19 protein-coding genes and 1 pseudogene are annotated in these 21,215 nt (G+C 60.3%); 8 read left to right on the top strand and 12 right to left on the bottom strand.

The features are described 5' to 3' along the window. Nucleotides 1-122: 122 nt before the first annotated feature. A complete protein-coding gene (locus tag HRH33_RS14225) occupies nucleotides 123-659 on the top strand; it encodes a DUF4946 domain-containing protein (protein ID WP_167417135.1) in 537 nt (178 codons plus the stop codon). A 112-nt stretch (nucleotides 660-771) separates the two neighbouring features. Here HRH33_RS14225 and HRH33_RS14220 read toward each other — a convergent pair whose 3' ends face one another. Next, the gene (locus HRH33_RS14220; RefSeq protein ID WP_034097985.1) at nucleotides 772-1,134 is read right to left on the bottom strand and encodes a histone-like nucleoid-structuring protein, MvaT/MvaU family; all 363 of its coding nucleotides are present in this window, start codon (nucleotides 1,132-1,134) and stop codon (nucleotides 772-774) included. A 196-nt stretch (nucleotides 1,135-1,330) separates the two neighbouring features. After that, nucleotides 1,331-2,872, bottom strand: a complete 1,542-nt coding sequence (locus HRH33_RS14215) for an EAL domain-containing protein (protein WP_167417136.1) — start codon at nucleotides 2,870-2,872, stop codon at nucleotides 1,331-1,333. A 460-nt stretch (nucleotides 2,873-3,332) separates the two neighbouring features. Here HRH33_RS14215 and hppD point away from each other — a divergent pair, with 460 nt between their 5' ends. Continuing rightward, a complete protein-coding gene (gene hppD, locus HRH33_RS14210) occupies nucleotides 3,333-4,409 on the top strand; it encodes a 4-hydroxyphenylpyruvate dioxygenase (RefSeq protein WP_034097982.1) in 1,077 nt (358 codons plus the stop codon). Nucleotides 4,410-4,472: 63 nt separating this feature from the next. Here hppD and rarD read toward each other — a convergent pair. The 3 genes and pseudogenes from rarD to HRH33_RS14195 form a co-directional block, all read right to left on the bottom strand. Further along, nucleotides 4,473-5,354: pseudogene (gene rarD, locus HRH33_RS14205) on the bottom strand (EamA family transporter RarD). 124 nt (nucleotides 5,355-5,478) lie between these two features. Then, nucleotides 5,479-6,486, bottom strand: coding sequence for an aldo/keto reductase (locus tag HRH33_RS14200; protein ID WP_167417138.1), 1,008 nt, complete (start codon nucleotides 6,484-6,486; stop codon nucleotides 5,479-5,481). A gap of 101 nt (nucleotides 6,487-6,587) precedes the next feature. Continuing rightward, the gene (locus HRH33_RS14195; RefSeq protein ID WP_167417139.1) at nucleotides 6,588-7,292 is read right to left on the bottom strand and encodes an SDR family oxidoreductase; all 705 of its coding nucleotides are present in this window, start codon (nucleotides 7,290-7,292) and stop codon (nucleotides 6,588-6,590) included. Nucleotides 7,293-7,392: 100 nt separating this feature from the next. Here HRH33_RS14195 and HRH33_RS14190 point away from each other — a divergent pair, with 100 nt between their 5' ends. After that, on the top strand, nucleotides 7,393-8,310 hold the full coding sequence (locus HRH33_RS14190; RefSeq protein ID WP_167417140.1) for a LysR family transcriptional regulator: 918 nt from the start codon (nucleotides 7,393-7,395) through the stop codon (nucleotides 8,308-8,310). A 52-nt stretch (nucleotides 8,311-8,362) separates the two neighbouring features. On the opposite strand, the gene HRH33_RS14185 is transcribed toward HRH33_RS14190, so the two are convergent. Continuing rightward, nucleotides 8,363-9,211 (bottom strand): hypothetical protein, encoded by an 849-nt coding sequence (locus HRH33_RS14185; RefSeq protein ID WP_167417141.1) that lies wholly within the window; start codon nucleotides 9,209-9,211, stop codon nucleotides 8,363-8,365. A 154-nt stretch (nucleotides 9,212-9,365) separates the two neighbouring features. After that, nucleotides 9,366-10,676, bottom strand: a complete 1,311-nt coding sequence (locus tag HRH33_RS14180; RefSeq protein ID WP_167417142.1) for an MFS transporter — start codon at nucleotides 10,674-10,676, stop codon at nucleotides 9,366-9,368. Nucleotides 10,677-10,836: 160 nt separating this feature from the next. Between HRH33_RS14180 and HRH33_RS14175 the strand changes: the two genes are divergently transcribed. The 4 genes from HRH33_RS14175 to HRH33_RS14160 all read left to right on the top strand — a co-directional run bounded on the left by HRH33_RS14175 (nucleotide 10,837) and on the right by HRH33_RS14160 (nucleotide 14,870). Continuing rightward, a complete protein-coding gene (locus HRH33_RS14175; RefSeq protein ID WP_034138059.1) occupies nucleotides 10,837-11,943 on the top strand; it encodes a sugar diacid recognition domain-containing protein in 1,107 nt (368 codons plus the stop codon). Between the two features lie 91 nt (nucleotides 11,944-12,034). Further along, entirely contained in the window at nucleotides 12,035-13,174 is a 1,140-nt protein-coding gene (locus tag HRH33_RS14170; protein WP_167417143.1) for a glycerate kinase, read from the top strand. Nucleotides 13,175-13,229: 55 nt separating this feature from the next. After that, nucleotides 13,230-14,297: a DUF1176 domain-containing protein gene (locus HRH33_RS14165; RefSeq protein WP_167417144.1), complete on the top strand. Its 1,068-nt coding sequence runs from the start codon at nucleotides 13,230-13,232 to the stop codon at nucleotides 14,295-14,297. Between the two features lie 60 nt (nucleotides 14,298-14,357). Further along, nucleotides 14,358-14,870 carry a GNAT family N-acetyltransferase gene (locus HRH33_RS14160; protein WP_167417145.1) on the top strand — a complete coding sequence of 171 codons (513 nt, stop codon included), beginning with the start codon at nucleotides 14,358-14,360 and terminating at the stop codon, nucleotides 14,868-14,870. Here the strand turns inward: HRH33_RS14160 and HRH33_RS14155 are convergent. Next, the gene (locus tag HRH33_RS14155; RefSeq protein ID WP_094065744.1) at nucleotides 14,867-15,559 is read right to left on the bottom strand and encodes an aspartate/glutamate racemase family protein; all 693 of its coding nucleotides are present in this window, start codon (nucleotides 15,557-15,559) and stop codon (nucleotides 14,867-14,869) included. The genes HRH33_RS14160 and HRH33_RS14155 overlap by 4 nt on opposite strands. A 190-nt stretch (nucleotides 15,560-15,749) precedes the next feature. Between HRH33_RS14155 and HRH33_RS14150 the strand changes: the two genes are divergently transcribed. After that, complete coding sequence (locus tag HRH33_RS14150) at nucleotides 15,750-16,421, top strand: DUF3313 domain-containing protein (protein ID WP_167417146.1); 672 nt, start codon at nucleotides 15,750-15,752, stop codon at nucleotides 16,419-16,421. Here the strand turns inward: HRH33_RS14150 and HRH33_RS14145 are convergent. From HRH33_RS14145 to HRH33_RS14130, 4 genes are all read right to left on the bottom strand, one after another. Then, the gene (locus tag HRH33_RS14145) at nucleotides 16,418-17,431 is read right to left on the bottom strand and encodes a DUF3829 domain-containing protein (RefSeq protein WP_167417147.1); all 1,014 of its coding nucleotides are present in this window, start codon (nucleotides 17,429-17,431) and stop codon (nucleotides 16,418-16,420) included. The genes HRH33_RS14150 and HRH33_RS14145 overlap by 4 nt on opposite strands. Beyond that, nucleotides 17,431-18,999 carry a J domain-containing protein gene (locus HRH33_RS14140; protein WP_167417148.1) on the bottom strand — a complete coding sequence of 523 codons (1,569 nt, stop codon included), beginning with the start codon at nucleotides 18,997-18,999 and terminating at the stop codon, nucleotides 17,431-17,433. The genes HRH33_RS14145 and HRH33_RS14140 overlap by 1 nt, the downstream gene beginning before the upstream one ends. A gap of 144 nt (nucleotides 19,000-19,143) precedes the next feature. Further along, entirely contained in the window at nucleotides 19,144-20,544 is a 1,401-nt protein-coding gene (locus HRH33_RS14135; protein ID WP_167417224.1) for a DUF1254 domain-containing protein, read from the bottom strand. A 248-nt stretch (nucleotides 20,545-20,792) separates the two neighbouring features. Beyond that, nucleotides 20,793-21,152 carry a response regulator gene (locus HRH33_RS14130; protein WP_034097955.1) on the bottom strand — a complete coding sequence of 120 codons (360 nt, stop codon included), beginning with the start codon at nucleotides 21,150-21,152 and terminating at the stop codon, nucleotides 20,793-20,795. Nucleotides 21,153-21,215 lie beyond the last annotated feature (63 nt).

Here is a 21,215-nt window from a genome sequence, read left to right as displayed (position 1 = left end):
TGCAGCCGGGCCATGATACGCAAGGCCCGTCCGCCGCGCCAAATGAAAAAGCCCGCGTAGGCCTTGCGACTGGCAGGTGGCGGGCCTCACACTTTGCCGCTGGTCCCTGGGGTGTTTTCGCAATGATTGAGTGTCGTAAACCGCTGTTGAGTACTGTATGTGTGCTGTTGACCAGTCAGTGGGTGTTGGCTGGCGAGCCGGAAGTTCATTGGCCCAGCGGCTGGCAAATCGAAGAGCTGGCGCCCGAGGGCGATGCTTCCGTCAGCACTCAGGCCGTATCCCGACAGCGAGCGATCAAGAATGACGAGAATGGCCAGACTTTGATGGTCATGGAACTGACCGCTACGCCGATTGAGGCGGGGCATAAAGTTAATCTTCAAGGCGTTCTGCTGGAAATGCGTAAGTCTATTCAAAAAGACTTTGCCCAAGGCGGCTATCAAAGCGTGTGCACCAAGATGCACCCTTCGACATTGAGCCGCCTCGACGCACTGGAAACTACTTGCGTGATCACCGAGAACGGGCGGCATGTGCTATCACAAACATTGGTGGGTGCGGTCGATACTGATAAGGCGTATGTATTTTCATACGCCGGTCAGGCACAAGCCTATGACGCCAGCAAGAATGAAGTCAGTTCGGTGCGTGACAGCCTGAAACTTTAGAGCAATCGCGACGATCGATTTTGAACGAAATGAACTTTTATTTAAGTTCACTTGCGAACCGTTGAATAACAAAAGCCCCGCATGTGCGGGGCTTTTTATTAGTGCGTGTGGATCACTTGCGCAGCCAGGATTCAACGGTTTCCGCGCCGTGCTCTTCTTTCCAGGCTTTGAGGCCACGGTGGTTGCCACCTTTGGTTTCGATCAGTTCCCCGGTATGCGGGTTCTGGTAAACCTTGACCACGCGTGCGCGGCGCTGCTTAGGCGCGGAGGCGACCGCGCTGGCCTTGCTCAGGCTAGGATCCAGGATCGCGATGATATCGCGCAGGCTCTTGCCATAGGTCTTCATCAGCCCTTGGAGTTTTTCTTCGAATTCGATTTCTTTCTTCAAGCTGGCGTCATTCTTCAAGGACTCCAGCTGGGCCAGCTGCTCTTGAAGGGCTCTTTCTGCTGCGCGAAATTCGGCGAGTTTGGACAAAATAGGTACTCCAATAGTGTAGTTGGCTGATATCAACTGTAAAAAAGCTGCAAGCCAAGCGCTTTAAGGCGACTCTAAGAAGAAGCCTCCTGCGAGTTCTGCACAGGCAAGAAAAATTGTAGTAGTTAATTCGTCACGAGTAAATCATGTCTTTTGTCCCATTAACATAATTTGCGCATTGCTAGTGCATGGCTATTCAATGGCTGGCCAGGGACTTAATGAATTCATCACAGGGTAAAGGTCTGCCGAACAGGTAGCCTTGAAGATAGTCCACCCCGCGAGCGGCCAGGTATTCACACTGCTGCGCTGTTTCTACCCCCTCGGCGACAATGCCCAAATCGAGCTTGCCAGATAACTCTATGATGCTGTCCAGAATATGGCTGGAGAGTGCATCCACGCCGATCATGGCGACAAAACTCTGATCGATCTTCAAGTAGTCCACATTGAAATTGCGCAAATAACCCAGGCTGGAGTGGCCGGTGCCGAAGTCATCGATGGCGATCATCACCCCAAGCGCATGCAAGGCATCGAACAGACGTCGCGTGACGTCGGTGGGTTCGATCAATTCGCGTTCGGTGAGCTCCAGCACCAGAATCACCTGGCCAGGTGCAAACGCGGCGAGGAATTCGCGACAGTCGTCCACCAGTTGCAAGTCCTGACAGTGGCGCGCGGTGATGTTCACACCGATATGAAAACCCGGCGCAAAGCGTGAGGCATGGGGCGCCAATTGAGCGGCGGCCTGACGGAGCAGGGCGCGGGTCATGGGCACGATCAGGCCGCTATCCTCGGCCAGCGGAATGAATAGGTCCGGCCGAACCAAGCCCTCCTTGGGGTGCTGCCAGCGCATCAGCACTTCACAGCCGGCCCATTCACGGGTGTCGCCGCGCACCACGGGTTGAAAAAAAGCAATGAACTCATTGGCGCCCAACGCCCGTTGCAGCTCACGGGTCGGCGCCGACGAGCGCTTTTGCAGCCAATGGGCGAGCAGGCCTGCCAGCACGCCAAAAAACACCACCAGGCTCAATAGCGCAGGATAGCGAGCCTGCATATATCGCCACACCTCGCCGGCCGGCACGCCTGCTTCTACGCTGTAGCGATAGCGTTCCGACGCCAGGTGGTGATGAGCCACCGCAAATACCGGTGGCAGTGTCTCGTGGACCCGGCCTTGATCGTCGAGCCAGCGCGGCCCGACCTGCAGGATCAACTGCGCATACCGACTGATCAGGCGCAGCGCGTTGGTCAGGTGGTACCCGTCTATGGAGGCGAACGCGGCCTTGTCGCCGTCAACCAGGCGGTAGACCAGCAGCGCCGTATCCGGTGTGACCGGGTTGCCATTCATCAACCACAGGCGCCCGTCCACGTAATCGTCCGGGTTGACGGGCGAGGCGTAATCGCCGCCGAACAGCGAAGTGCAATAGATGTTCTTTTGCCAGGACAGGGTGGTCGCCCGCACGAACGGCCGGCGTGTCACTTGCTCGCGCAACGCCAGTTGGGTAGCGCTGTCGCACGGTTGTCCGGCCAACGGCAGGAGCGCCTGGGCGGCGAGGGCGGTGTTGTCGAGCATCAGGTCGAACTGGCGCACGGCTTCTTGGGCGGTCTGCGCGGTACTCTGCTCCAGGGTGCGTTCGGCCTGCCAATGCAGAATAAGCACGCCCAGCAGTATCGGCAGCAGCGTGCACAACAGGCTGATGGCATAGCGGGTGATCGGCTTTGAAGGGCCTTGGACACTGAGGGGCATGGGGTCTGAAACCTATTGCGCAGAGAGCGTGACCGGCGTAGCGGTCAGGGATGCTCCGATGATAGATGGCTCGGTTCGAATATGCTCGCGTGATCCGGGTTTTGTGCGTACGCGACCAGAGCGGGGCGGCGTGGTGATTCTGTTGGGGTTCCGCCTGTGCAACAAACTCCTTGCACGCGCCAGGGCAATGGGGATTTGATAAGAGTACGGACAAACCAGGTTACGCTGTGTAGAATCGGTTTACGCATACAAGAATATGACTTGCGCTCACGCAAGCCTAAAGCCGTCAGAGACTGATGTAACCATGAAGCGACTCGGCTCCCCCCTCATCTTTGGTGACTTCCTCGCCCGCAGCGTGCGAGGCCTGTCCTGCGCGCCACCCCTGCACCTCATCCTTGCTGGCAATTGATTTTTCTTTAATCAGACTCTTTATTTCAAAGAGCAGGATGAGGCACCGAACATGACCGACCAACACGCAAACCCAATGGGCCTGATGGGCTTTGAGTTCATCGAATTCGCATCGCCGACGCCCGGCACCCTGGAGCCGATCTTCGAGATCATGGGGTTCAGCAAAGTCGCCACCCACCGCTCCAAGAATGTGCACTTGTATCGCCAGGGCGAGATCAATCTGATCCTCAACAACGAGCCCAACAGTATCGCCTCCTACTTTGCCGCAGAGCACGGCCCGTCGGTGTGCGGCATGGCGTTCCGCGTTAAGGACTCCCAAAAAGCCTACAACCGCGCACTGGAACTGGGCGCGCAGCCGATTCATATCGAAACCGGCCCGATGGAGCTTAACCTGCCGGCGATCAAAGGCATCGGTGGCGCGCCGCTGTACCTGATCGATCGTTTCGGCGAAGGCAGTTCGATCTACGACATCGATTTCGTCTTTCTCGACGGCGTGGACCGCAACCCGCAAGGCGCCGGTCTCAAGGTTATCGACCACCTGACCCACAACGTCTACCGCGGGCGCATGGTGTACTGGGCCAACTTCTACGAGAAGCTGTTCAACTTCCGTGAGGCGCGTTATTTCGACATCAAAGGCGAATACACCGGCCTGACCTCCAAGGCCATGAGCGCTCCGGACGGTATGATCCGCATCCCGCTGAACGAAGAATCGTCCAAGGGCGCCGGGCAGATCGAAGAGTTCCTCATGCAGTTCAACGGCGAGGGCATCCAACATGTGGCGTTCCTCACTGATGACCTGGTCAAGACGTGGGATGCGTTGAAGAAAATCGGTATGCGCTTTATGACCGCGCCACCGGACACCTACTACGAAATGCTCGAAGGTCGCTTGCCGAACCACGGCGAGCCGGTGGACCAGTTGCAGGCCCGTGGAATCCTGTTGGACGGTTCTTCGATCGAGGGCGACAAGCGTCTGCTGTTGCAGATCTTCTCGGAAACCCTGATGGGCCCGGTGTTCTTCGAGTTTATTCAACGCAAGGGCGACGACGGCTTCGGCGAAGGCAACTTCAAAGCCTTGTTCGAATCCATCGAGCGTGATCAGGTTCGGCGCGGTGTGTTGACCACCGACTGAACCCACGCGTAGAAAAAAGCCCGACCAGAGTTGACCCTGGTCGGGCTTTTTAACGCCTGCGTGTTACGCCTGGCGCTGGCGTACCAAATGCTTGAACCCTTCAAACACCAGCACCATGACCGCGATCCAGATCGGAATGTAGGTCAGCCATTGGCCCGCCTTGATCCCTTCGCCCAGCAGCAGCGCCACTACCAGCAACAGCACCGGCTCGACATAACTGAGCAGGCCGAACAGGCTGAAAGCCAGCAAGCGACTGGCGATGATGTAGCTCACCAGTGCCGAGGCGCTGATCAGGCCGAGGATCGGAATCAGCGCATAGAGTTTCGGTTGCGCGTCCATCACTGCAAAGCCCTGTTCGCCGCTCTGCACAAACCACCAGGCCACGGGCAGCATCAGTGCCATGTCCAGCCACAGGCCGCCCAAATGGTCGGTCTTGAGGTATTTGCGCGCGATGAAGTACAGCGGGTAACCGATGATCACTACCAACGTCGCCCAGGAGAAACCACCGGCCTGGTACAGCTCGTTCAGCACGCCGAGCGCTGCAAAAAACACCGCGATCTTTTAGAGATAGGACAATTGTTCGCCCCATACCAGGCGCCCGGTCAGCACCATGGTCAGCGGCAGCAGGAAATAACCCACCGACACATCCAGGCTGCGGCCATTGAGAGGCGCCCACATGAATAGCCACAATTGCACCCCCAACAGGGCCGACGACACCACCACGCCAGCGATCAAACGCGGCTCGGCCGCCAACCTGCGCAGCAGTTCCCGCACTTGCCGCCATTCGCCGCTGACCACCATGAACACTGTCATGCACGGCACGGTCAACAACATGCGCCAGCCGAAAATCTCCAGGCCGCTCAATGGCGTGAGCAATGACGTGAAGTAATACATCACGGCAAACAACACCGAGGCCGACACCGATAACGCCACACCTTTAGACACGCTGTCCTCGCCCAAAACCGATTCAATCAAAAGAAGAGCAGATTATGGTGCTTTCGGCGTGCTGCGGGTGCTCTGTTTTGGGGCAAATTGCACAAAAGTTTGCCGCGCTGCACTTTCAGAGCGCTTACAGCGGCGTCCGTCCCGACACGAAATGGCCCACATCGTTGAATCCCGGCGTAGACGAATGCCCCGGCGTCACCAGCGAATCGATGAACGCCTCATCTTCCGCCGTAATCTTCACCTCCAGCGCGCCGGTGTAGGCGTCCCATTGCGCCTCCGTGCGCGGCCCAACGATAGCTGAACTCACCGCGGCGTTGTTGAGCACCCAAGCGATGGCGAATTCCACCATGCCCACGCCGCGCCCTTGGGTGTACTGCTGGATCTGCTGGGCGATACGCAGCGACTCCACGCGCCATTCGGTTTCCAGGATGCGCTTGTCCTGGCGCGCGGCACGGCTGCCGGCCTCAGGGGTAACGTCCGGCGCGTACTTGCCGCTGAGCACACCGCGCGCCAGCGGGCTGTAGGGCACCACACCGAGGCCATAGGCGGCGGCAGCGGTAATCTGCTCGACCTCGGCCTGACGGTTGACGATGTTATACAGCGGCTGGCTGATCACCGGTCTGTCCACCCCCAGGCGCTCTGCCACGCGAATGACCTCGGCAATGCGCCAGCCACGGTAGTTGGACAGGCCCCAGTAACGGATCTTGCCCTGACGGATCAGGTCGCCGATGGCCGACACCGTTACCTCCAGCGGTGTGTGATGGTCTTCACGATGCAGGTAGTAGATGTCCAGGTAATCGGTGTCGAGGCGGGTCAGGCTGGCGTCGAGGGCATTGAAAATCCGTTTGCGGCTCAGGCCACTGCGGTTGGGCAACCCATCCGGCGGGCCGAAACCGACCTTGGACGCCACCACCCAGTCCTGGCGCTGACGGGCGATGGCTTCACCCACCAACTCTTCAGAGCGCCCGCCGGTGTACACATCCGCGGTGTCGATAAAGTTGATACCCTGGTCCCAGGCCTTGTCGATGATGCGCAACGAGTCCTCGGTGTTGGTCTGTTCGCCAAACATCATGGTGCCCAGGGTGAGTGCGCTGACCTTCAAACCGGAGTGGCCCAGAGAACGATAAAGCATAGAGAACACCTCAATGTCGCGGGATAGAGCCTATGCAATACCAGATCGCGGCATCCTCGAACAAGCCGGCTATGGACATGAATGCGGTTTACGCCGTTGCCTTACAGCAAACCGCCGCCGTCGATGTCGATCACGCTGCCGGTCATGAAGGCATTTTCCATAGCCAGTACATACCCGGCTGCCACTTCGTAAGCTTGCCCCACACGTCCGACCGGCAAGGCCTGGCCGACCTTGGCATACATGGCCTCGCGTTGATCTTCCGACAACCCCGCATACGCCGGTGTGTCGATCACGCCGGGGCTGACGACGTTGACCCGACGCGGTGCCAGCTCCTTGGCTAATTGTTTACCCAGCGCTTCGGTCGCAGCGTTAATGCCGATTTTGATGAATTGCCCAGGCACTAACTTGCGCCCCAACTGCCCGGACGTAAGGACGATACTCCCATGCTCATCGAGGAATGGCAGTGCCAGTTGGATAGCCCGCAACGCGCCCCAGAGTTTGACGTTGAAATTGTCCTGGGCCAGTTGCAGGTCGGTGTCCTGAAGATTTTTCGCCTGTACGGCAGGGCCGGCGGTGTAAACCAAATGATCAAAGCGGCCCACGCTCTCGAACAGGCGTTGCAATGACGCATTATCCGTCACGTCCACAGGTTCGCTGCGCAGGCCGTTGTGGAGCGCCGAAGACAGGCGTCGTCCCGCCAGCACCACCTGCGCGCCTCGTGACTTGGCTTGCTCGGCGACCGCCGCGCCGATGCCGCTGCTGCCGCCAATCACCACCACGGTTTTGCCATTGAGGGGAGATGTCATGGGTTCTGCCTCGCATTAAAAAAGGGATATTCATCCTCTCAGCTTGGCAATGTCGAAAAAATAGCGGTAAATCGACAAGATAATTAAAGGATTTTTATCAGTGAGCTCGATTCTCGACCTTGAAGTCTTTGCCCGTACGGCGGATACCGGGAGCCTATCCGCCGCCGCACGCACCCTTGGCTTGACACCCGCCGCCGCGAGCATTGCGCTCAAGCGCCTGGAAACACGTCTTGGCGTTCGCCTGCTGGCTCGCTCTACGCGCAGCATGCGCCTGACTGAAGAGGGTCGCTGTTACCTGGACAGCGTGCGCCTGGCGCTCGCCGCTTTGTCTGAAGGGGAACAAGGGCTGAAGCGGCACGGCGAAGGCTTGAACGGTGTACTGCAACTGGCCGCTCCCTCGGATTTTGGGCGCACGGTTTTGCTGGGATGGTTGGATGACTTCAAGCAACAGCACCCCCATATCCGCCTGCAGTTACTGCTTAACGATAAGAACGCCGACCTGTTCCGCGAGACCGTGGATATTGCCCTGCGCTTTGGCGTGCCGAATGATTCCAGCCTGGTGGCTTTACCGATCGTAGCGCACCACCACCGCGTGGCCTGCGCCAGCCCTGCGTACTTGGCCCGACACGGGACCCCTCGTGAGCCTGCCGATCTGGCGCAGCACAGCGCGCTGATTTACATGCGCCATGGGCGCCCTAACAATACATGGAGCTTTCGCAAAGGCGATGTGGTGCAGGAAGTGCCCGTGCATAGCGATTATTTGTGCGACGACGGTGAAGTGGCGAGGCGGTGGGCGCTGGCGGGGCATGGGGTGACCTATAAAGCTGGACTGGATGTAGTACGGGACATAAGGGCCGGCCGTTTGGTGCCGTTGTTCTATGGCTGGCAAGGTGAGCCTGCGCCGCTGAACCTGATGTGTCCCCATCGTGCGCAGGTGTCGGAAAGAGTAAAAGTGTTCCAGGCATTTTTGCAGCAACGCTGCCATGCGCTGTTGAACGACGTACGAAATGATCAATAAGGACGTCCAGGCCACATCCTTATTGAAACATCCTCGTCTGTCGGTGAACCGCTCATCCTGGGGCTTGGCCGTAGTCCTGAATATTCAGTTGGCCTTTGGCTGAATAAACCGGCAAGGGGGGATGATTGAATTCAACCTTGAAGTCCGCGATCGCGTGTCCGGCATGTGGCATTTTTTTGATGGTGAGTTGACCGCTGGTTGCATACAGATGCTGAAAGCCAATCAGGTTTGTCAAAATCCCGATCCGTGGATCGTCCAGGACGATTTTGTATGTGCCCTCTCTGACTTTGGTATCAATTTGCACGGCGAAGAAATACTCGGTGTCGGGGAAAACACGGGACCACCCTAGGATGTTGTAGTACGGGGCGACACCCAAGTGCTCAAACGTATTGACGGCCAGGTTTTCAGCCTTGAATGAGGGCATAGGCAGTATCCCGCCACTGAGCTCAACCTCGAATTTCCCGTTGCCGTTATGTACGTCACAGGTGCCTCGGGACACCATCAACTGAGCTTCCGGTTGGTTATAGGGCTGGGCGGTAAAATTGAACGTTGCGACGATACGGTTTTTCCTCAAGGTGACGGTAATTTCACCTGATACGGCTACAAAGTTGGTGTTGGCGGTAAATATTGCTGCGGAGGCCGTAGTCACTTTGCGTGTGCCGTCGAAGCTGTAGGTATGGGGCTTGCCATTGTCGCGAAGGCTCAAGGGCAGCAAGCAGGTGAGCTCGACACTGGGTTGAGAACCCACTGCACTCTGGCGTGCGGTAATAACCCATTGGACATGGGTCTTTTCCAGCCTGACCGTGTCCGCTTTGAATGCCCGCGTGATCACGCCGGACATGTTCGCGCTGGCCGTGCCATCGGCCAGATGCGAATTTCTGGGCAGTTGAAGAATCTCCATGACGCAGTCCTCATCCAAGTGGGGTGGCGCCTGGAGTATGAGAACAAATAAAAGCAGCGGGTACTGTCAAGGTTGACAGGTTTAAAAAGCAAAAAGCTTATAACGGTTATGCGGGCTCAGGATGCACCAGCCGCGGTGCATCCTGAGTGATGGCTTATGTGCGCAATGAGCGAGTCATGCGCAGTGCCAATACACTGCCCGCCACAATCACTGCCGCCAGCAGGTACAGGGCCATATCCGTGGAGCCGGTGGCATCTTTTACAAAGCCGACGATATATGGGCTGAGGAAGCCTGCCATCTGGCCCATGGAGTTGATCAACGCCAGCCCACCGGCGGCGGCACCCGCGCTGAGCATCGCCGTCGGCACCGGCCAGAACATCGGCAGGCCGGTAAGCGCGCCCATGGTGGCGATGGTCAGGCCGAGGATCGCAATGGCCGGCGTGGTGGCGAAATTCACCGCGATCACCAGGCCCACCGCGCCCATCAGCATGGGCACGACCAAGTGCCAGCGCCGCTCTTTGCGCAGGTCGGCGGAGCGGCCCACCAGCAGCATAAACACCGCCGCCAGCAAATACGGGATTGCACTGAGCCAACCGATCACCAGGTTATCGCTGAACCCGAGGTTCTTGATGATCGACGGCAGCCAGAAGTTGATGGCGTACACGCCGCTCTGGATGCAGAAGTAGATCAGGCCAAATGCCCAGATCGCCGGGTTCTTGAACACTTCGGCGAGGGAGTCGCTGGTGGTCTTAGGCTTGTTCGCCAAGTCCGTGGCCTGGTCGGCTTCCAGCACCGCGCGTTCCTGAGGCGTGAGCCATTTGGCGTGGGCGAAACTGTCGCTGAGCAGGAAGTAGGCGAGGGCGCCCAGCACCACGGTGGGTATGCCTTGGAGCAGGAACATCCACTGCCAACCGGCCAGACCACCCTGGCCGGCGGCGAAGTGGTTGAGAATCCAGCCGGAAAACGGGCTGCCCAATAGGCCCGACACGGGGATCGCCGACATAAACAACGCCATAATCCGCCCGCGACGGAAGGTCGGGAACCACTGCGAGAGGTACAGCACCACGCCGGGGAAGAAGCCGGCTTCGGCCGCACCGGTAAACAGGCGCAAGGTGTAGAAGTGCGTCGGCGTGCTGACGAACAGCAGGCAGGTGGACAGCGTGCCCCACACGACCATCATCAGGGCGATCCAGCGCCGTGGGCCGAATTTGCTCAGCGCCAGGTTGCTCGGTACGCCGCATAGTACATAACCGATAAAGAAGATTCCGGCCCCGAGGCCGTACACGGTTTCGCTGAACTTGAGGGCGTCGAGCATCTGCAGCTTGGCGAAGCCGACGTTGACGCGGTCGAGGTAGTTGAACAGGTAGCAGATAAAAATGAAGGGGATCAAGCGCAGGGTCACGCGCTTGTAGACAGCGTTTTTATCGTCATCGTTGGCCTGGGTGACAGCGGCGCTCTGTGACATGGCGTTCTCTCTTTATTATGATTTTTCGCGATGCGAGGGTAACGTTGATCGCCCCAAGAGTCTCGGCCAGGTAGCAGGGGGCTGTCTTTGTGCTCGCGCACAGTGAACGTGCCTTTGCGCTGTGCCGATGACCAACCACGCCTTGCAGGAAGTTAACCCCATGTTCGAGCTGGATCATGACCTGGCGCAGGAGATTGTCGATCGCACCATGGCCATCCTGCCCTATAACGTCAACGTCATGGACAGCCAGGGCTTGATCCTGGGCAGCGGCGAGCCCGAGCGCATCAACACTCGCCATGAGGGCGCGCAATTGGTCTTGGCTAATGGTCGCGTGGTCGAAATCGACGGCCAGACCGCAAAGCACCTAAAAGGCGTGCAGCCCGGCATCAACCTGCCGCTGATGCACGATCAACGCCTGATCGGTGTGCTTGGCATCACCGGTGAACCACAGTTGCTGCGTACCTACGCCGAACTGGTGCGCATGACCGCCGAGATGCTGGTCAGCCATCGTCATCAGCAAGCCGAACAACAATGGCGCCGCCAGCGGTGCGATGACCTGCTGGCGTTGTTACTCGCCGAATCCGGCGACTCGCCGCGCCTGGTTGACGAAGCCCAGCAACTGGGGCTCAAGCCACATCTGTCGCGTACGCCATACCTGTTCGAGCTGGGCGCGGGCGCCTCCGCGCAGGACCTGGGCGCCTGGCTGGCTGCGCGTTATCCCGACAGCTGGTGCGTCAGCTCGGCGCAGTTTTCATTGTTGTGGTGCCGACCGGCCGGGCTCCCGGTGGACAATCCCAAGCTGCTGGAAAAACTCGCCGGCCACGGCTGGCAGATCCAGCGTGTGGCGGTGGGTGGCCAGGCCGACGGGCTGGCCGGGCTGCGCCGTTGCTATCGGCGGGTCGGCGACCTGTTGGCCTATGGCCGGGACATCCTGCCCCATACGCAAGTGCTGACCCTCAATCGCTATCGCCTGCCGGTAATGCTGTGGCGTCATCGCAACGACGACGCCCTCGATGAATTGCTCAACCCGCTACGCAAAGTACTGGCCAAGGACGGCAACGGCCAATTACTGGCAACTTTGCGCAGTTGGTGCGAGCACGACGGGCAAAGCCAGGCGTGTGCCGACGCTTTGGGCATCCATCGCAACAGCCTGCGTTATCGCATGGAGCGCATCGCCGAACTCAGCGGTGTCGACCCGCTGACCCTCGATGGCATGCTCGCCTTGTACCTGGGCGTGCAGTTGCTGCCCCAGGATTTGTCGGAATGAACAACAAACCTGCGCCGCACTTGTGCATCGGCCCGGCGTTATTGCCGCAGCCAACTGGCAGCATGGGCGTTATAAAAAACGGAGAACGCCCATGAAGATCATCATCGCCCCCGACTCGTTCAAGGACAGCCTGAGCGCCGCAAGCGTTGCCCAGGCGATTGTCGAGGGGTTGGCCCAGGTTTGGCCGGACGCGCAGATGATCCAGTGCCCGATGGCCGATGGTGGCGAAGGCACGGTGGACGCGGTGCTCGCCGCCTGCCACGGCGAGTTGCGCCGCCAGATCGTGCGCGGCCCGCTCGGCGCCCCGGTGGACGCACGCTGGGGCTGGTTGGCCGACAGCCACACCGCGATCATCGAAATGGCCGAAGCCAGCGGCTTGCAACTGCTGCCGCCGGACCAGCGCGACGCGTGCCGGACCACCACCTTTGGTACCGGTGAACTGATCCGCGCAGCGCTGGAGACGGGGGCTCGGCGCATCATCCTGGCCATCGGCGGCAGCGCCACCAACGACGGTGGTGCGGGGGCAATGCAGGCCTTGGGTGTGCAAATGTTCGATGCCGACGACCAGCCACTTCCACCTGGCGGCTTGGCCTTGGCGCAGTTGGCGCGCATCAGCCTGGACAGCCTGGACCCCCGCGTGGCCGAGGTGCGTTTCGAGATTGCCGCCGACGTCAATAACCCCCTCTGCGGCCCCCACGGCGCCTCGGCGATTTTCGGCCCGCAAAAAGGTGCGAGCCCGCAGCAGGTGCAACAGCTCGACGCCGCCTTGGGCCATTTTGCCGACCACTGCGCCAGGGTGCTGCCCACCGATGTGCGCGACGAACCCGGCAGCGGCGCCGCTGGCGGCCTGGGCTTCGCTGCCAAGGCGTTTCTCGGCGCCCAGTTCCGCGCGGGGGTGGAGGTGGTTGCCGACTTGGTGGGCCTGGATGCCGCCGTGCGCGGTGCAGATCTGGTCATCACCGGCGAAGGCCGCTTCGACGCCCAGACCCTGCGCGGTAAAACCCCATTCGGCGTGGCCCGCATCGCCCGGCAACACGGCGTACCGGTGATCGTCATCGCCGGCACCCTCGGTGAAGGCTACGAGCAGATGTACTCACACGGCGTCGACGCCGCCTTCGCCTTGCCCAGCGGGCCCATCAGCCTTGAGCAGGCGTGCAGCGAGGCACCGCGCTTGTTGCGCGAGCGGGCGGCGGATATTGCGCGGGTGTGGCGCGTGGCCGCCGGGCGCTGACGCCACAGGCCGAACATGGGACAATCCGCGCCTTTTCAGACACGGAGAGTCCCCCATGTTGCGCCCCGTACTCCTGGCCCTGCTGGCCGGTTCCTCTGCCCAAGCCTTTGCACAACCCGCTAGCGAACGCGTGCCGTTGCTGCGGGACATCAAGGAATGGCTGGTCGGTTGCGACAACCTGCGCAACTGCCACGCCCTCAGCGCACCGAGCGGTGCCAATGAAGAAGATTACAGCTCGCTGACCTTGCATATCTGGCACAAGGCCGGCCCTCAGGGCTACTTGCGCCTGCGCTTCGACCATCGGGGGGAGACGGCGGACCTGTCAACCCTGCAACTGGATGGCCAGCCCCTGGGCAATGACTTGACCCAGGCATTGCAGGTGGAGTTGGACGACCAGGGCGGCGATCCCCATGTGCAGTCCTTTGGCGTACTTGACGACGCCGCCGCGCGCCGATGGTTGCAACGCTTGCGCGATGGTCAGCGCTTGCAGCTGCCCGGCGACGTCGATGCCCACGTATCTCTGAGTGGGTTGAGTGCATCGCTGCTGTTGATGGATGCGGTGCAAGGCCGGGTGGATAACGTCACCGCACTGGCACGACCCGGCAAAGGTGCGGCGAGTGCCGTGCCGGCGCGTTTGCCGACGCCGCTGCTGCGCCCATTCCCCGGTGCGCCGGCGTTGACCGCCGAGGAGCAGCAAGCTTTGGTGGCCGAGGCCCTCAAAGGTGAAACGGCGCAAGAAGACTCGCCGCCACCCGAAGCCAGTGCCGGTGCGTTGACCGCCTCGCAGGCCATGACCGTGTTGAGCTACGACTGCGCGGCCTACAACTGCGAATACGAGGTGGTGAGTCGCGCGCGCCAGGCACCTTATGCCCAGACAGCATTGCAACTTGAGCCGCTGCCTCTGGACGGCGCCGCGCTGCAAGGTTCGGTGGGCTACGACCCAGCCACCGGCACCCTGAGTTACTTCTACAAGCAACGCGGGCTCGGCGATTGCGGGGCCGGGGCGGTGTGGTTGTTTGACGGCAAGGCTTTCCAGCTCAGCGAGTTTCACATGATGTCGCGCTGCACCGGGGTGGCCTACGGCGACTGGCCTTCGTTGTGGACAACCGCTCCAGCGCCCTAGGCAGCGGACGGTCGGCGCCTCTACACTGGCCGGTCACATGTCTTTCAAAGGATGAAACCCATGCACGCCCCTGAAGCCCATATCGTCATCCAGCGCTTTACCGAGGCCCACCTTGACGGCGTCGCGGCGCTCTACAACGAGCCGGCGGTGTGCCGTCAGGTACTGCAGATGCCGTTCCAGTCGATTGAAGTGTGGCGCAAGCGTTTGGTGATGGACGACGAACGCCGCCTGCAACTGGTGGCATTGCATGGCGGCGAGGTGATTGGCCAATTGGGGCTGCAACAGTATCTGCGCGTGCGCCAGGCCCATGTCGGCACCTTTGGCATGGGCGTGACAACTGCCTGGCAGGGCAAGGGCGTCGGCTCGCGGCTGTTGAAGGCAGCCCTCGACGTGGCCGACAACTGGATGAACCTGCACCGCGTCGAGTTGACGGTATTTGCCGATAACCAGGCCGCGCAACGTCTGTACCGCTCGTTCGGTTTCGAGGTGGAAGGGGTGCTGCGCGACTACGCCCTGCGTGACGGCGTCTACGTCGACACCGTCAGCATGGCGCGTTTGCGTCCTTCGACTTAATCCTGCAAGGCAAACGCCACCGCGGCCTGCGCATGCAACGCGGTGGTGTCCAGCAGCGGCAGGTTGGTGTGTTCGGGCTTGATCAACAGGCCGATTTCCGTGCATCCGAGGATGATCGCCTGGGCACCACGGGCAGCCAGCGACGCAATTATGCGCAGATAGGCGTCGCGCGAGGTGTCGCTGATGATCCCCACACACAACTCTTCATAGATGATGCGGTGCACGCTCTGGCGCTCTTCGGCCTCCGGCACCAGCACATTCAAGCCATGCTCGGCCAGGCGCGCCTTGAGGAAATCCTGCTCCATGGTGAACGCCGTGCCGAGCAGGCCGACGTTGAGCGTGCCGGCCGCCACGGCCGCCTGGCCGGCGGCGTCGGCGATATGCAGAAACGGAATCGAGATCGCCGCTTCGATACGCGGCGCCACCAAGTGCATGGTGTTGGTACACAGCACCACGCAGTCCGCACCGCCGGCCTGCAGGCGCCGCGCCGCGTCTTCGAGGACCTGCGCCGCGTCGTCCCAACGCCCATCGTGCTGCGCCTGCGCCACCGGGCCGAAATCCACGCTGTACATCAACACCTGCGCCGAGCGCAGCGAACCGAGCTGATCACGCACGCGCTGGTTGATGATGCGGTAGTACTCGGCGCTGGACTCCCAGCTCATGCCGCCGATAAGGCCGATGGTGCGCATGTGATGCTCCTGATAGGGGGGAGCTCCACCTTACTTACCGACGGTTGATTAGTCATACGCAGTTGTTCGCCAAATGACCGGTGCAGTTTTTGTCATCTCGGCTTGATCGGTCGAGTGGGCGCACCATTTCGCCAGGATTGGCTATACCTACAGCTCCGCCGTTCGATGATGACTGCCAGGGAGTTCAATGATGAAACTAAGGCTAATGATCAGTACGTTGTGCGTGGCTTCGCTTGGGATTGCAGGCTGCGCCAGCCAGGTCACGCAACCGGATGAATATTCGGGCTTTCTTTCCAACTACAGCCAACTCAAGCAAGCCAAGTCACCGTCAGGCGTCGAAGTGATGCGCTGGGTCGATCCTCAACTGGACCTGAGTCGCTATAACGCGGTGTACATCGAACCGACCCAGTTCTATCCCAAACCCCAGGCCACCACGAAAATCCCTGACAGCACCCTCAACGGCATTAACACCTACTACAACCAGGCGCTCAAGCGTGAGCTGGCCAAATCCTTGCCGTTGGCCAATGCCCCAGGCCCAGGCGTAATCGTGGTGCGCGCGGCCATCACTGCCGTCAGCAGCAAGACCGAAGGGCTTAAACCTTATGAGTTCATCCCGGTAGCCCTGGTGGCGGCGGCGGTCAGTACCGGCACCGGCATTCGCGATCAAGAAACCACCCTCGGCACCGAGGCGCAGTTCCTCGACGGTGCCAACGGCAAAGTCCTGGCCCAAGTGGTGCGCAAAGGCACCGGCAAGCCCTTGGAGAACGACGCTCAGGTGATGAAAGCCGATGACGTGAAAAACGTGATCGACGGCTGGGCTTCAGACCTGCATCAGTCCTATGTGAAATTCAAAAAGCACTAAAACGCATTGCGTGCCGGCCGGTTGTAATAGCTGAGCAGGACGTCGTAGCGGCGGGTGACGAGGTCATAGTCGTCACTCAGCTGTTGCGGGGTGGCGTGGTTGAGCCAGTTTTGAAGCATGCCTTGCAGGGCAGCAAGGTAGGTATCGGCGGGGGTTCTTAGGGTGTACCAAAGGTGCAGCGTTTCTTCAGTGAGTTCTTTATCCGGCATCTGATCGACAAAGGCTGCGGCACTTTCTTGGGCACGCTGAACCGAAGCGGTCAACGCAGCCAGGGCTTGGGGTGTCAGGTCGGCAGCGCGTACCCCTTGGTCGATCCGATCGATCGCCTGGCGCGACGCAATCATGTAATTGAGCAGGTGCCAATGCAGGTCTCGGCCCAGACGTGCTTCCAGTAAATCCAGCTGTAGGGGGCGCAAACGCAGCTCCTCACGCGTCAGATCGTCACGCAGAGCCGCGGATGCCGACAGGTAGCCGCCACCGTTACGGCTTAGTTCTGCTTTCAACTGGTCAAGCATGACGTTGCCAAATAATTGCTGCTGCGGCGTTTTCGCGCCGGGGGTTTGATTGGGGCTGAGCAGCGTACCGACGTCGCTGATTCTGCGAAGGGTCTGCAAGTACTGCTGCGTGGCCGTGATCAATGGGCTGCCGGGGGCTTGGCGTTCCAGCTGGAGGGTAATAGCAGGGGTGCATACCTGCTTTTGGATCAGGCGGGCTTGCGGCTCGGCGCTGTCGCCAAATTCTTCCCGAGGCAAGTTCGCGGCGCCGGAGCGCTCAGCCGTCCGGACTGAGGCGTCGACCTGAGTCAGCAAGTAGTAGGCCAACCGAGTATCGCGGTCCACGCGGTTAACGCAATCGATGATCGGTGCAAGCGCGCCGGCCGTTGCAGTCTGGGGGCTGTCCAATTGGTTGAGCCACCACTGCACAATCTGCAGTTGTTTGCTGGCGCCGGCCAGGCTGAACAGGCACAGGATCAATACCACCCCGACGGGGTACAACATGATTGGCTTCATCACTCAGCCTCCTGACCGTACCACTGTGCCTGGGTCGCGGGTGCCTGGCAGGGTTGTGCTGTTCTCGGCATGCGGCTGCACACGCGCTCTGTCCACTGTTGCAGGCCTTGATTGCGGCCCACCTGATAATGACTGTCAAAGCTTTTGAGCGCTGCAAACATCATTGTCAGGAGCAAAGTGACAAGGCCCCATACACCGATGGTCTTGCGCGGATGGCGGGTGGACCATTCTTTGTAGCCCGTGCGGGCTTGACGCTTACCCGCACCGATCACGACCAGGGTCGCCACCATCACCAGGCCCGCAACCGCGCCGAATTGAACACTGATGGCCACGCTCATGATCGCCCCCGGCAACAGATCGCGCAGCGGCAATAACGGCAGGCGGGTAGGGCAGAGTCGCGTCGGTAGTCTGACGGCGAGGCTTTCATCCACGACGCGCAGCCGATGTACCAGCGGACGCCACACTTGCCAGGCCAGGGCGCCGCCCACGACATAGGCCATCGACCATACCAACGCGTGCCCCAGTGTGCTGACCAGGACTCCTGAAAACCACGGCGCCTGGAACAGTGCACCTGTCACACAGCCCAGCACTGTCGCCAGCGCCAGCGGCCAAGTGTCGACAGCAGTTTCCCACTCCTGCCAGAAATAAGCCGTACCGCCTGGCAGGGACAGCGCAACGTCGGGATGATCGGCTTTAATGCGCGCGGCCAGCGCTCGGCACGCCTCCCAGTCGGCCTCGCTCAAGCGCTGGGCGAATGCACGTCGCTGCCCCAGTGTCATCGGCGCCAACAGCAAACGAGCAGCGCGCTGTTGCGCAGTGTGCGGCGGCGCGACAGCCAGTGCACGCTGGTGGGCAATGAACGCCGGCCCTTGCTCACGCCGCAACAGGTGCTGCCATTCATCCTCGGGGCAGGGGTTTTCGCCACCGTGCGGCCAGCCCTGCCCGGCGCGGACGGCCTCGAACAACGCAGGCAACCAGAAGTAGCCGTCGCATAGCAACGTGGCAAGTGTCTGGTTGAACCATTGAGCGTGCGCCGGCTGGCGCAACCAGGCGTGCTCGTCACGCCGGGCGTACGCATCGAGGAAGTCCGCTTCATTACGTTGTGCAAGTGCCAGCGCCAATTGGCTGCGCAACGCCTGCCTGCATTGAGAGGCAAGGGCATCCAGCCATTGCGCTGGCAGCTCCAGGCGCTGCCAGGCACTGAGCCAGTGGAAGGTGTCAAACGCCCAGCGAAGCTCCTCATCGCTCACGGTGTCGTCGCTGATACAGCGTTGGAGCAGCGCCACTTCGAATGCCAGGCCGTTACCTTGGGCCAAGGCCTGCTGATAGCGCTGGGGCAGGGTGCCGTCGACCGGTTCTGGTGCAGCCATTTCGACCGCAACGGCGGCAGACGCGTCGTCCATGACCGACTCTTGCCCGTTCAGGGCCGCTTCATACGCTTCGCGCAGGCGCTGGAAACCCTCGGGATCATCATCCGGCCGGGTTTTCTTGAGCAGCGCCGCGTAGGTGCGCTTGATGGTGCGGCTATCGGCATCTGGGGGCAGATCAAGGACATCCCAGCAAGTCATGTGCGGTGCAGCTCCGTGAGGAATCGCGCGCACCTTACCCGTTTTAGCAGCCAATAAACCAGCGGCAGTGCAGGTTGGCGCTGTCGGCCTGATATCGGAAAGTGACGCGCTCGGTCCGGACTCGCCGGTGCCGAGCTCGCGGTGTTACTTGAGCGGTGTCAACGGCGGCAGTTTCCATTGACCACTACCTACCTCAGGCTTGGGCAGGTAAATCCGCAGTACGGCGTAGAAAGGACCGGGAGGAGCGGGCAACCAATTGCTCTGTTCGGCTTTGGGCGGTTCGTGATGTTGCAAGGCCAGGGTCAGGCCACCATCGGCATCGCGCTTGAGACTGGGCAACATGCGCGAATTGATCAAGTAGCGCTTCTTGTGGTTAGGGACCAATTGCTGGGTCTTGGCGCTGTACATGGTCAGCGACCAGAACGCGTCCGCCGGCGGCAGTTGGTCCTTGTTGAAATGCAGTGTGTAGCTATGACGTGCACCGTTGGCCGGTTTACCTTCGCTGTCGACGACATAACTCAGGTAGGCGGTTTCGTCACTGGAGGTGCCGAAGATGCCCATGTTGGCACCAGCGTAGCGGTACAAGTAGTTGTTGTTGAGGTGATCGCGACTACCGTACAGGTCACCGTTAGACACTTGGTGGGTGTCGAGCTTGTCTTTTTTGAACGCGGCAAACTCGGCCTTGCCGTCGGCAATCCCGTCTTCCAGGGCCTTGCGTTGTTCGGCGCTGAGCTGGTTGAACTTGAAGGGCGCACCCGGGGCGACGCCAATCTTGGCAAAGCGCGCCAGCAGGTCTTTCTCGCTGTCCTGGGGGGCGGCGAACGCCAGCATGAAATTCAGGTAGCGGAACAGTTGCGGGCTGTCGCTCATAGTGGCGGTGGGTTTTGGCCACTGGACCTTTGGCACATTGGCTGGCGCGGCTTGCTTGACGTAGCTGCTCAGCGGCTGGACTTTATAGCCGCTCTGAATCTGCTTGACCTTGCCCAGGTCTTTTTCGTCGAACAACTGCGTGCGGTACAGCGCGTAAGCGATATTGCTCTCGCTATAGACCACGCGATCGATGTCCACCGGCTGCTGACCTTTCCAGTCCGGCCCGGCGATCATGTAGTGGCCGCCGTTGTTACCCGTGCTGCGCGTGCCCAGGTAGGCGAAGTTCTGGGTGTAGAGGTCGATCAACTGCACCGAGTAGTAACGGTTGTCTTCGATCTTGGGCAGGGTCAGCACCAGCGGTTCGCGGCGCAGATCCATCCACACGAATGAGTAGGGCGTGTCGGCGTTGGGGCTTACGAATGCGGTGTCCTTGGGCGTTAACACCTGGGCGGTATTGCCGATGCGGTTGAACGGCGCCTTGAAGTTGGCGCCGCCCTTGTCGACGGCTTGGGTGTAGAGCGTTTTGTACATTTCCACTAACGGAAAACCATACAGGTAGGCTTCCTTGGCGATGGCCCGCGCTTCGCTCGGGGTGGCGGTGAAATCGGCCCAGGCGCCGCTGCTCAGGAGGATCGAGAGGCTCGCTAACAGCAGGCGCGTCGGTTTTCTGATCATGTTGTTGCGTCTCTTAGGGAACTGGGTGATGTCATTGAGTTTCCAGCTTTTATCGAAGTAGGCCTCGTGCGCGGGTGCGTACGGCAGGTAATCGCTGGCCGGCAGAGTTTGCACCCAGTTTCGCTGGAAGTCTTTTGTCCTGTACGACCGATTGATCGATGGGATGGCGTCGACGCGCCTATCGCCCTGCGCGATAAGGGCTAATGGCAGGCGTTGAAGGTACGGCGCAAGCGAGGAAACGGAGGCAGTCAGCCGATGATGGACTTGACCTTGTCACGCAGTTGATCGATGGAAAACGGTTTGCCAATCACATGCATGTCCGCCGGCGCGTCGATGTTTTCGGCATAGCCGCTGGCAAACAGGATCGGCAAGCCGGGCCGCAGTGCGCGTACTTTGGCTGCCAGTTCTTTGCCGTCCATATCCGGCAGGCCCACATCGGTCATCATCAGCTGAATCAGCTGGCTTTCATCATTGACCATGCCCAGCGCCTCCGCTGCGTCAGCCGCCTCAATGACCGTGAACTCCAACTCTTCGAGGACATCGACGATCAACATGCGCACGATGTTGTCGTCTTCGACTACTAGGATGGTGGAGGAGGCTGCGGACATAGTGAGGTTTCCCGAAAATTGGAGGTGCAGGTCGTGTGAATGCAAAGACCATCCTCTAGTGAG

Source organism: Pseudomonas rhodesiae (genome assembly GCF_013285305.1).
GTDB classification, from domain to species: Bacteria; Pseudomonadota; Gammaproteobacteria; order Pseudomonadales; family Pseudomonadaceae; genus Aquipseudomonas; species Aquipseudomonas rhodesiae.
This window is presented reverse-complemented; position numbering and strand designations above follow the sequence as displayed.